Annotated in this window: 11 protein-coding genes; 7 read left to right on the forward strand and 4 right to left on the reverse strand. The window is 42.3% G+C overall.

Annotated features, from left to right (window positions below; translation table 11 throughout):
- Positions 1–102 precede the first annotated feature (102 nt).
- From LC605_RS17470 to rfbB, 4 genes are all read left to right on the forward strand, one after another.
- Entirely contained in the window at positions 103–366 is a 264-nt protein-coding gene (locus LC605_RS17470) for a helix-turn-helix transcriptional regulator (RefSeq protein ID WP_069073632.1), read from the forward strand.
- Positions 367–816: 450 nt separating this feature from the next.
- A complete protein-coding gene (locus tag LC605_RS17475; protein WP_229548786.1) occupies positions 817–1521 on the forward strand; it encodes a DUF6391 domain-containing protein in 705 nt (234 codons plus the stop codon).
- Positions 1522–1637: 116 nt separating this feature from the next.
- Complete coding sequence (locus tag LC605_RS17480; protein ID WP_229548787.1) at positions 1638–2627, forward strand: glycosyltransferase; 990 nt, start codon at positions 1638–1640, stop codon at positions 2625–2627.
- A gap of 159 nt (positions 2628–2786) precedes the next feature.
- Positions 2787–3848 carry a dTDP-glucose 4,6-dehydratase gene (gene rfbB / locus LC605_RS17485; protein ID WP_229548788.1) on the forward strand — a complete coding sequence of 354 codons (1062 nt, stop codon included), beginning with the start codon at positions 2787–2789 and terminating at the stop codon, positions 3846–3848.
- Here the strand turns inward: rfbB and LC605_RS17490 are convergent.
- Both LC605_RS17490 and LC605_RS17495 read right to left on the reverse strand, forming a co-directional pair.
- Positions 3775–5244 (reverse strand): addiction module antidote protein, encoded by a 1470-nt coding sequence (locus LC605_RS17490; protein ID WP_229548789.1) that lies wholly within the window; start codon positions 5242–5244, stop codon positions 3775–3777. The genes rfbB and LC605_RS17490 overlap by 74 nt on opposite strands.
- Entirely contained in the window at positions 5231–5542 is a 312-nt protein-coding gene (locus LC605_RS17495; RefSeq protein WP_369010359.1) for a type II toxin-antitoxin system RelE/ParE family toxin, read from the reverse strand. Before LC605_RS17495 ends, LC605_RS17490 begins: the two co-directional genes overlap by 14 nt.
- Before the next feature lie 219 nt (positions 5543–5761).
- Between LC605_RS17495 and LC605_RS17500 the strand changes: the two genes are divergently transcribed.
- Positions 5762–6955 carry a serine/threonine-protein kinase gene (locus LC605_RS17500; protein WP_229548790.1) on the forward strand — a complete coding sequence of 398 codons (1194 nt, stop codon included), beginning with the start codon at positions 5762–5764 and terminating at the stop codon, positions 6953–6955.
- 90 nt (positions 6956–7045) lie between these two features.
- Here the strand turns inward: LC605_RS17500 and LC605_RS17505 are convergent, their stop codons facing one another.
- Positions 7046–7660, reverse strand: coding sequence for a TetR/AcrR family transcriptional regulator (locus LC605_RS17505; RefSeq protein ID WP_229548791.1), 615 nt, complete (start codon positions 7658–7660; stop codon positions 7046–7048).
- 320 nt (positions 7661–7980) lie between these two features.
- On the opposite strand from LC605_RS17505, the gene LC605_RS17510 reads away from it, so the two are divergent.
- Positions 7981–9576 (forward strand): pitrilysin family protein, encoded by a 1596-nt coding sequence (locus LC605_RS17510; protein ID WP_229548792.1) that lies wholly within the window; start codon positions 7981–7983, stop codon positions 9574–9576.
- A 43-nt stretch (positions 9577–9619) separates the two neighbouring features.
- Positions 9620–11128 carry a pitrilysin family protein gene (locus LC605_RS17515; protein WP_229548793.1) on the forward strand — a complete coding sequence of 503 codons (1509 nt, stop codon included), beginning with the start codon at positions 9620–9622 and terminating at the stop codon, positions 11126–11128.
- Between the two features lie 134 nt (positions 11129–11262).
- Here LC605_RS17515 and LC605_RS17520 read toward each other — a convergent pair.
- Positions 11263–11476, reverse strand: a 214-nt coding sequence (locus tag LC605_RS17520) for a hypothetical protein (protein ID WP_229548794.1), incomplete at its 5' end; no start/stop codon positions are given.

Raw genomic sequence — 11476 nt, forward strand, 5'->3', positions numbered from 1 at the left:
AATCATATTACTGCTAACACTTGAAACCCCTACCAAAAAAAGAATCTTCTAGAATTAGAAAGAGCGATTAAGTACATATACCAAGGGAGGATAGAAATAGTCATGGCTGGTGGCAAGTCTGAGACCCCCGTTAGTCTATCAGACAGAGAACTGCAAATTATCGACTTAGTAGCCGCTGGCTTAACTAACCAAGAGATTGCAGGAAAACTGGAGATTAGCAAGCGTACAGTTGATAACCATATCAGTAATATTCTTACCAAGACCGAGACCGAAAATCGAGTAGCCCTTGTCCGCTGGGCTTTACAGTGGGGCAAAGTCTGTTTGAATGATGTTAATTGCTGTACTTTGCCTAACCAGATCGAATAAATAATCTACTAGTAGCAACGTAATTGCTCTGGTCTGGTATGCTAAAAAGCCAATTTCGAGGTTTACTGATTGTTCCCCTCCTTGCGCCTAAGTTTTCAGTGTGAACACTCTACCAAAAGTTCCGAGTCCTTCACTCAGCCGGAGTTGATGTTAATGGAGCCAGCTGACCCTCGGACTCGGAAACTCTAAAAATCAGAATTCCTTTCCAAATTCCGCAGAACAGACGTAAAACTTAGGCATCAGCAACGAAAAATTACGGGTTTGCGCAGGGCATTAGGGATTTTTAAGGGGCAGAGGAGAATAATTAATAACCATCCCCAATGCTCAAGGCCCAATGCCCAATGCCTAAACTCAACAATCATCCACAAAAATTAGCAGCAATTCAGCGGTGCAAGCGTTACATTTGAAAGAAATCTATGTTGCTCCATCGGCTTGGAGAGCAGTGTTCCAATGAATACTTCTGCTTTTTTTGAGGGTAGCTCCTCTCCCTTTGAATTTTTTAACTTTGATCTTAGAATACCTTTATCTGAAAAACTTTTGAATCTTGAAGACCGATTTTCAGGCTTTCCACAACCCACACAAGATGCCGACTTACTCAGGCAGCTATCATTTATTCCAGGGTTGAAAGAAATTTTAATGCTGCGGCAGGTTCATGCTTTAGAACACGCTACTGTTTGGGTTCTTAGCGAATCAAAAAGTGCTTATTCTGCCAGAGGAGAATCTACTAATGTTCAACTAGATAACGAACTCTTAGGTGGTTTATCCACAGAGAAGGGATTTTACCTCTATGGTGAGGTGAATATTAGTGATTTGCGGCGTGCGGTCACACTTGCTCGACATCGCCTCACCAGTGGAGAATGGGATTTAGCTGTACATCCTCGTTGTGGCACAAATTTATCAGTAGCAATGCTCTTAACGGCTGGACTAGCTGTGGGTGTGCATCTGTTGCTACCATTTCGACCAATCGAGCAACTTATAGGTTTGGGGTTAGCAGCAACGACAGCCGCAGAACTCGCACCTGATTTAGGTTCTATGGCCCAGCGTTACCTAACAACTGCCATTCCATTTAACCTAGCAATTGAAAATATTACCCGTACACGCGACATTTGGGGGCGTGAGGCACATTTTGTGAAAGTGGGCTGGGAAGAAGAATGAAGAGAGCAAAACAGGATGAGGGGGATGAGGGGGATGAGGGGGACAATAAAAATTTTTCTTCGTAGTCTTCCCCATCTCCCCCTGGTCTCATCTCCTCCCACTTCCGTAACAAAATTATGAGAAAACTTTACTTCTTACTCCCTGGTACAGATGGCAAATTTGCCTGTGGTGGTCTTTGGGCTGAGTTAAAAGCACTTAATCTGGTTCAGCAGTTATGTAGTGCTGATGTTGTAACTTACCGTCAACGAGAAAAAGGTAAACTTTTTATTGATGATCTGCTCAGACAGAAAAATTTAAATGATGTCATTTTTGTTATTAGTTGGGGATTTGATGTAGCTCAACTCGTGGCTAAACTTCAGCAATACAATGTCGTTTATCATGCACATAGTGCGGGTTATCCATTTAGGCTAACAGCAAGTATTCCGATCATCACTGTTAGCCGCTATACAATGGGATATTGGGGAGAAAAATCACCAAATTCTCTCATTTATTATTTGCCAAATCAAATTTCTGATGAGTTTCAACATTTAGATAGAGAACGGGATATTGATGTTTTAGTTCAGGCTCGGAAATCCTCTGAATATTTAATTAAAGAGCTGATTCCAGCTTTGCAAAAACGTTGTAAAGTATTGGTTGTCGATTCCTATATAGAAGATTTACCTGGACTATTCAACCGAGCTAAGGTTTACCTCTATGATTCGGCTGAGTACTGGGCCCAACAGGGTGTTAGTGAGGGATTTGGTCTGCAACCAATGGAAGCTCTTGCCTGTGGCTGTCAAGTATTTTCTAGTGTCAACGGTGGACTGGCAGATTACTTAGATCCTGGGTTTAATTGCTATAAAATTGCTGGATATTCACAAGAATATGATGTACAACGTATTCTGAAAGTGATTGAATCTTCCCCGACGTTTAGCTTGTCTGAAGATTTTCTGGTTGAGCATCGGGCTGAAAATATTATTAAGCGGTTACAAATTATTCTGGCTGAATTAAATAATTTTTTTGACCACAAAATACAGCAGCCATCTAATATTAAAGATTTGACGAAAATACGTATGGCTAAATTACTCACGCAGAGGATATATTGTAAGCTGAGAAAAATTTTTTAGGTTGAAATCAGTAGCTGGGCGGGAATAATTAAGTAAGTAGACGTAATTATAAGATAAAAATTTACGTTTCGTCACATAGTTTGATTTATTTTCACCGACTTACTTACTTAAAACAATCGCTTCTGGCGCTGAGAATAGAAAGACAAGAGAGGGAAGTCAATGAGTAGGCGATTATTAGTTACAGGCGGTGCAGGGTTTATTGGGGCGAATTTTGTTCATCATTGGTGTCAGGTTTATCCAAATGACCGGGTGGTGGTGTTAGATGCTCTTACTTACGCGGGGAATCGTCTGAATTTGGCGCTGGTTGATAAAGGAGAGAATTTTCGGTTTGTACACGGGGATATTTGCGATCGCACCATCATAGACGAGTTACTAGCAACCGAAAATATAGATATCATCGCCCATTTTGCTGCTGAATCTCATGTTGACCGCTCGATTCTTGGGCCGGCTGCTTTTGTGCAAACTAATGTGGTAGGAACTTTCACCCTGCTAGAAGCTTTTCGGCAACATTGGGAGGCAAAAGCACAGCCATCCAATTATCGTTTTCTACACGTTTCTACTGATGAAGTATACGGTAGTCTGGGGCCAGATGACGCAGCTTTTTCTGAAACTACGCCCTATGCTCCTAATAGTCCCTACTCAGCTTCCAAAGCAGGTAGTGACCATTTAGTGCGTGCTTATTTCCATACTTATCAACTCCCAACCATTATCACAAATTGCTCTAATAATTACGGCCCTTATCAGTTCCCCGAAAAGTTAATTCCCCTGATGTGTATCAACACTTTGATAGGGAAACCATTACCTGTTTATGGTGATGGTAAAAATGTCCGCGATTGGCTTTATGTGGGCGATCATTGTCGTGCTTTGGATGTAGTAATCAATCATGGTCAACCAGGGGAAACATACAATATTGGTGGCAATAATGAGGTAGAAAATATCAACCTCGTGCAACTTTTGTGCCAGTTGATGGATGAATTAGCACCTGATTTACCAGTGCGTCCGGCAAAGGAGTTGATTACTTTTGTCAAGGATAGACAGGGACATGATAGAAGATATGCAATTAATGCCAACAAAATTAAAACTCAGCTTGGTTGGACACCTTCGGTAACGATAGCTGAGGGTTTACGTTTAACTGTTGAATGGTATCTCAATCATCGTGATTGGTGGGAACCTCTATTATCTGCGGAATATCAAGCTTACTATCGCAAAAATTATCTGTAAAATTACCAAAAATTGGGCTAACTCTCACGAGTAAAGGTCTTAGATTCTTATGATGAACTAATTTGTCATAATGTAAGCGACCAAGAATTATGCCTGGATGTCTATTTTGATTTTGAGCAAATTCTTTAATCGCTTCACAAGAAAAGGCTTTTTTACTGCTGATAATAAATTCATTTAATGTCTGAGAATTTATTAACCAGTTAGCGGCTTTTTCGTTAGCTCTTCTTTCTTCATCGTTCTCTTCTAACGCATCTAAGTTATCTAAATAAGCTCCTTGATGTCCTAAAACAATATGTGCTAACTCATGCATGAGGGTGAACCAGAATGAATCTATCCGGTCATATCTCAATGTCAAAGCGATAACGGGATTGCTGTTTAAATAAAAGGCTGCACCATCCAAGTAGGTTTTGCTTAAGTGCGGCACAATTAGAAAATGTACACCTAAATCTGCTAATAATTTAGGAATCAGTACGATACTTTCTACTTCTTTAGCACAAGCAAGAATTTCCGGGATAGCAGTCTCTAGTTTTTTGCGTTCAAAACTAGCGACGGTTTGTTGTTTTGCTAGGTTCTCAACTCGTTTTAGCCAAGCTATGCGAGAAGTTTCCTCTGGCTCTCGATGCTCGGAACAACGGAAATTAACGGCTAACTGGAGTGTTTCATCTAAGGAAGATATGCCGAAAAAATTACAGATTTGCCGCTCTAAGTCATCAATCGAATCTGTTGCTTGAATCCACTTATTTTTGATTAGTTCAGAGATGGGAGCAATTGTATACAATCGGCTTTTACGAGCTATATCTTGCTCATCTTTTTGTTTTCCTACTAGATAAAGTTGATACTTTACTTCAAGATTTGTCCAAAACTCTGGAGAAGTACCCAAGGCTTGGGAGAGTTCGATAGCTATTTCAGGTGTAATTTGCTTGCTTCCCTGAATAATTTCATCGATGCTTTGAACTGGACGCCCCATAATTTCTGCCAAATCTTTCTGTATCCAGCCACGGGCTTCTAATTCTTGACTTAAAATTTTCCCTGGTGTTGGTACTCTTGCTGGTGCTAGCTTCTGGCTAATATTGCTGTTTCTCCTACTGCTTTGGTTAGTGGTAGTTGGTGTAAGAAAATATCCGAGCGCCTTCATGATGGAATTGACGTTTTCAAGGCGGGGGTTGCCATTGCTGGATAGGGCTTTTTGCAATCCCCGGCGTGTCATGCCTATTTGCTCGGCTATCTCACTAATTCCCCGTACACGCGCAACGACGCGCAAGGATGCCAACAACGCGCCGGAATCGTTGTCTTCTGCATATTCCTGAAATATCTCGGTCAAATAATCGTCGATTTCTTCCGGGTGCTTACGGAAATACTCTTCTTCAAATTCATCAAGTGTTCTAAATTTTCTCACTGCTTAGGTACTCCTTCCAGTAAGCTTTTGCATCTTCGATGTCCTGATTCTGTGTGCTTTTGTCGCCTCCACACAGTACGACAACAATATTTTCAGCATCTTCACCGAAATAGACGCGATAACCAGAACCAAAGAACATTCGCAACTCGCTTAAACCATCTCCTATTGGTGCAACATCGCCGTAATTACCTTGTTCAAGGCGGCGTAGGCGTTGCAGTATGCGTCGTTTTCCTTGTTGATCGCGTAAATTATCCATCCACTCTGCAAACGGCTCGTAACCGTCTTGATTGGCATAGATGATAATCTCTTTTGGTTGTGCTTTTTTGGCCACTTTCAATATCTACTTTCATTTATAACATATGCGAACAATAATTCGCACTATTTTTCTAGATAACCCCAAAATTGGAATCTTCAACTGCTTTGAATAAATTATTAGGCTCCCACAGTTTTTCTAGATAATGACTATCCTTGAATAGTAAGGGAATCACATCAGCGTAAACTGCCAGCAGGTGTAACAATGCTGCAACCAGAACAGATATTACAAAACCGTTATCAAATCCAGCGCCAACTCGGTAATAATGGAATTCGCCAAACTTGGCTAGCATTGGATTTACAAGCCTCTAATGGTGAAAATTCGACCGTTGTGGTCAAACTTTTGGCCTTTGGCGGTACTGTGCAGTGGGATGATTTGAAACTTTTTGAGAGGGAAGCACAAATACTTAAACAGCTAAATCATCCCCGCATCCCTCGATACATAGATTATTTTTGTATCGACGATCGCACACTCTGGTTTGGCTTAATCCAAGAATATATCCCTGGTGAGTCGCTCAAGGAAAAACTTGCTGTTGGCAAAAGGTTTACTGAAAAGCGAGCGAGAAAAATTGCTGATGAGGTTTTAAACATTCTCACGTATCTACATGAGTTGAATCCAGGGGTGTTACATAGAGATATTAAACCGAGTAATTTAATCTGGGGTGAAGATAATCGAATTTATTTAGTTGATTTTGGCGCAGTTCAAGATAAAGCAGCCAGAGAAGGCGTTACTTTTACTGTTGTGGGTACTTATGGTTATGCCCCAATGGAACAATTTGGTGGTCGAGCGGTTGCGGCTTCAGACCTCTATGCATTGGGAGCGACTTTAATTCATTTGTTAACTGGAACTTCCCCCTCTGATTTACCCCAGCAGGATTTGCGACTGCAATTTACAGACCGAGTTAACCTCAGTCCCAGTTTTGTCAGTTGGCTACAAAAGTTGATAGAACCTGCTCCAGAAAACCGATTTACTAATGCCAGCGAAGCGTTAAATGCTCTCAAATCGGGGCTGAGGATCAAATCTGTAAACAAGAATCAACTTTTGCCGCTAAAAGAAATAATCAACAATTCTGGATGCGGGATAAATAATCAGAATGAAGCAGTCCCAGAAGAAATTCTCGGTTGGAATTGGGGTGCGTTTCTGATGCCTTGGTTGTGGATGTGGCCGAATCAAGTGTGGTATGGTCTATTCTGTTTTATACCCCAAGTTGGATGTTTAATGGCGATCGCACTTGGTGCCAAAGGTAATGAATTGGCTTGGAAAAGTAGACAGTGGCGCAGTATTGAACAGTTCAAGGCACATCAGAGAGGCTGGGCGATCGCTGGTATGCTCATTGGAGCGCCTATTAGTATTATGCTGTGGGTTCGAGCGATCGTTTTGCTCAAATCGGCATTTTAGTGGAGAGTGGGGAGTGGGGATGAGGGGGATGAGGGGGATGAGGGGGATGAGGGGAGCAGAATTAATAACCCATGCCCCATGCCCCATGCTCTACTCTTTGACTAAAACACCATTAAGGAAGATATCGGCGAGTCCTTCTGCCATTTCCTGCATTTGTTGGGGGGAGGCGTCAGGTTCTATGAGGGTGTTGTTAGAAAAACCTGCGATCGCAAACATTCCTAAGAAAACTTTGGCAACGAGTTTTGCATCAGTTTGGCGATAAATGCCTTTATCCATCGCTGTTTGAAAGAATGCTTCCCCGACATCGGTCATTTTGGTAATCACTTCTAATTGAATGCGATCGCGCAAGTCGGGGTGAAACTGCACCTCCATAAAACAAACACGCATCAAATCGGCATTTTTTTGAAAATTCCACATCCGGCGGCGCATCACCTGAGCTACGGCTTTATAGCTGCCCATCTCACTTAATTCTGTCAGCAAATCGGTCAAAATCTCTACCCAGCCATTCGTGGCTACTTCCACCAAAATTGCTTTTTTATTGGGAAAATGACGAAAGAGAGTGCCTTCAGCTACACCTGCTGCTTGTGCTAAGTCGCGGGTGGTACTAGCGTCAAATCCCTGAGAGGCAAACAACCTTTGTGCTGCTTGTAAAATCCGGGTGCGCGTCTGAGCCTCTGATGGTGGGGAAGAATTAAAAACTCGCATAACAGTTATGGTTAGATATCCGGAACAGGACTTGTAGCATTATTGTCTAAATGTCAAGTACAAAGAGCCACTCAAAGCTTAATACAAGATTAACGCCCTTTTGCTAAGTATCCTATTTTTTAGGTAATGTAACTTTATCTTAATTTTCGCTTATGAACCAGTTCACTCGATCAATTTGGGATTGGTCAGATCAAGTATCTGATTTTTTACGTCATGTAAAGAAGCTAAGGATTAACCTAACCCCCCAGCCCCCTTCCCTTGTAGGGAAGGGGGAGAATTTAAAGTCTCTCTCCTTGCAGGGGAGAGGTTTTCCAGATGCGGTGAAAAATCAGGATCAAGTATCTGTCAAATTGCGGCGGTTGTTTGTCACTTTGTTAGCTTTGATCATCCTCTGGTGGGGATTGCTACCAGAAGTTGCTTTGGCTCAAACTCAGACAGCACTTTCTCAAGAAGCTAAAACTCCAATTCCCCCAGTTCAAAGTTCGATCCAACCTTATCTGGATCGAGTGATTAAGCAGTTAACTGAGTTTCGTCTCGACAATGGTCTAAAATTCATTGTCTTGGAACGACATCAAGCGCCTGTGGTTTCTTTTCTTACCTATGCCAATGTGGGTGGAGTGGATGAGCCAGATGGTAAAACTGGTGTAGCCCACTTTCTCGAACATTTGGCGTTTAAAGGCACAACGCGCATTGGTACACAAGACTACAAAAGAGAAAAACCACTACTAGAAGCCTTGGAGCAGTTGGATGCCAAAATTAAAGTAGCTAAAGCCGATGGCAAAAAAGCTGAGGTTGCTCGGTTAGAAACTGAGTTTAAGCAAGTGGAATCGCAAGCAGCCAAGCTAGTCAAGCAAAATGAATTGGGGCAAATTGTTGAACAAGCGGGAGGTGTGGGTTTAAATGCTAATACTTCAACCGAAGCCACCCGTTATTTGTATAGCTTTCCTGCTAATAAGCTGGAACTTTGGATGTCATTGGAATCGGAGCGATTTCTTGACCCTGTAATTCGTCGTGAGTTTTATAAAGAGAAAGATGTAATTTTAGAGGAACGACGGATGCGGGTGGAGAATTCACCCATTGGATTGATGGTGGAAAAATTTATTGATACTGCTTACAAAGTCCATCCGTACAGGCGTCCGGTAATTGGTTATGACGAAGATATCCGCAATCTGACACCAGAAGATGTCCAAAAGTTTTTTGATATTCACTACGTACCAAGTAATTTAGCGATCGCTATTGTCGGAGATATTAACCCGGCTGAAGTGAAAAAACTGGCACAAGCTTATTTTGGCCGCTATCTGGCTAAAACCAAAGCTGTTGAACAAATTCCGGTGGAACCGCCACAACAACAAACACGAGAAGTTACTTTACACCTACCTTCTCAACCCTGGTATTTAGAAGGTTATCATCGTCCGGGAATTACCCATCCAGATAATCCAGTCTATGAAATCATTGGCAGTTTATTAAGTGATGGGCGTACGTCGCGGTTGTATAAGTCTTTGGTAGAAAAGCAGCGTTTGGCGCTAAATGCCAAAGGTTACAGTGGATTTCCTGGAGATAAGTACCCAAATCTGATCTTTTTCTATGCTCTCACGGCTCCTGGTCATACAGTTGATGAGTTGGGGGTGGCTTTGCGCCAAGAAATTGACAAATTAAAAACTGAGCCTGTAGCGGCGGCTGATTTGCAACGGGTGAAAACCCAAGCACGGGCGGGTTTGTTACGTATTCTTGATTCCAATATGGGGATGGCTCAACAATTGTTGGAATATGAGGTGAAAACTGGCTCTTGGCGGAATTTGTTTCAGCAGTTGGATAAGATTTCGGCGGTGACGACGGCTGATATTGTGCGGGTGGCAAAGCTGACTTTTACGCCGGAAAATCGCACGATTGGTAAGTTGTTGTCGAAAGAAGGATAAAAAACGAACCGCAGAGGCGCAGAGGGCGCAAAGGTGGAGAGATATGCAGAGGTTTAAGGTGAAGGGTAAGCAATTCAAAGTTCAAAATGGGAAGGGGCTGATTTATGTTTTGGTTGCTGTTTTTGTGTGTTTACTTTTAACTTGTAATTTTTCTCTGGCGGCGACGGCTGAGGCCAAGCATTATACTGAGTTGCAGTTACCACCGCTACCTGAGATTAAGTTACCCAAGTATGAGCGGTTTGTCTTGCAAAACGGTTTGGTTGTCTATTTAATGGAGGATCACGAGTTACCTTTGGTGAATGGGACGGCGTTTGTGCGGACGGGGAATCGTTTGGAACCACAACAAAAAGTTGGGTTGGCTGGTTTTACAGGGGCGGTGATGCGCACTGGAGGAACTAAGCAGCATTCGGCTGATCAACTCAATGAAATATTGGAACAACGCGCAGCATCTGTGGAAACTAGTATTAGTGAAGCTTCTGGTAGTGCTAGCTTTGACGCACTCACTGAAGATTTAGAAACGGTGTTTGGGCTGTTTGCTGAGGTGCTGCGATCGCCTGTATTTGCTCAAGAAAAGTTAGACTTGGCTAAGACTCAAGCTAAGGGTGGCATTGCTCGTCGCAATGATGATCCAGATAGTATTGCTAGTCGAGAATTTAAGAAATTGATCTATGGGAAAGATAGTCCCTATGCTCGCACGATCGAGTATGCAACGGTGGATCAGGTTGAGCGTGAGGATTTGCTCAACTTTTATCAGCAATATTTCCACCCCAATAATATGATTTTGGGCATTGTGGGAGATTTTGACTCCAAGAAAATGCGATCGCTCATTCAAGCTAAGTTTGGCGATTGGAACCGCAACCCAGGTATTGCAAAACCCACATTACCAAAGGTTTTGCCAGCTAATACAGGTGGAGTCTTTTTTGTGAATCAGCCACAACTGACGCAAAGTAGTGTACTTCTTGGGCATTTAGGCGGACGGTTTGACAGTCCTGATTATGCGGCGCTGGATGTATTGAATGGGGTGTTAAATGGATTTGGTGGACGCTTATTTAATGAAGTGCGATCGCGCCAAGGTTTAGCTTACTCTGTTTATGGCTACTGGAGTCCCCGTTTCGATTATCCTGGGATGTTTATTGCTGGTGGACAAACGCGATCGGATGCTACTGTCCAGTTTGTTAAAGCCTTACAAGCTGAAATCAAGCGGATCCAAATTCAAAGAGTAACACCAAAAGAACTAGCTTTTGCCAAAGAGTCCACACTCAACTCCTTTGTATTCAACTTTCAAGACCCCAGTCAAACCTTATCACGGTTGATGCGATACGAATATTACGCCTATCCTGCTGATTTTCTCTTTCGCTATCAAAAAGCCGTCGCCGCCACGACATCTGCTGATGTGCAACGGGTAGCACGAGAATATCTCAAGCCAGAAAATATTGTGACTCTAGTAGTGGGGAATCAAAACGCTATTCAACCGCCCCTGACGCAGTTAGCACCAAAGGTGACAGCAATAGATGTAACGATTCCTGGTTCGCAGCCACAGGTCAAGAATTAATGGCAAAGATAGGTAATTAGGTTGGCGCAATTAAAGTTAACTGGCTAAGGCTGTCATTCGTCATTTGTCATTAGTAAGGGTTTTGAGATTATTTACTTTTTGTAACATACTTGAGTTTTTTCGCACCAACGTACTTAGGCACTCAATATACAAATAAAATCGTAAGTCTCAAATCCCCGACTTCTTAGCTCGACTTTATCCATTTTTTTCGCTACGTGAATGCTGAAGTTGAAACCTTTGTGGAACGGTAGTTTTAGTTTTTGAATTTTATGGATAACCTGTAGAGTGGAAAAAGTATTTGCTAAAAAGCCAGGGTTTTTGCCGCATAAAGAAAACCGAGTTCTTAAT

Origin of the sequence: Nostoc sp. CHAB 5836 (genome assembly GCF_020829445.1) — a bacterium.
Classification (GTDB): domain Bacteria; phylum Cyanobacteriota; class Cyanobacteriia; order Cyanobacteriales; family Nostocaceae; genus Nostoc.

Excerpts from the sequence above, each read along its gene's own strand:
- LC605_RS17470 (WP_069073632.1), top strand. The coding sequence starts at position 103 with ATGGCTGGTGGCAAGTCTGAGACCCCCGTTAGTCTATCAGACAGAGAA.
- LC605_RS17475 (WP_229548786.1), top strand. The coding sequence starts at position 817 with ATGAATACTTCTGCTTTTTTTGAGGGTAGCTCCTCTCCCTTTGAATTT.
- LC605_RS17480 (WP_229548787.1), top strand. The coding sequence starts at position 1,638 with ATGAGAAAACTTTACTTCTTACTCCCTGGTACAGATGGCAAATTTGCC.
- rfbB (WP_229548788.1), top strand. The coding sequence starts at position 2,787 with ATGAGTAGGCGATTATTAGTTACAGGCGGTGCAGGGTTTATTGGGGCG.
- LC605_RS17500 (WP_229548790.1), top strand. The coding sequence starts at position 5,762 with ATGCTGCAACCAGAACAGATATTACAAAACCGTTATCAAATCCAGCGC.
- LC605_RS17505 (WP_229548791.1), bottom strand. The coding sequence starts at position 7,660 with ATGCGAGTTTTTAATTCTTCCCCACCATCAGAGGCTCAGACGCGCACC.
- LC605_RS17515 (WP_229548793.1), top strand. The coding sequence starts at position 9,620 with ATGCAGAGGTTTAAGGTGAAGGGTAAGCAATTCAAAGTTCAAAATGGG.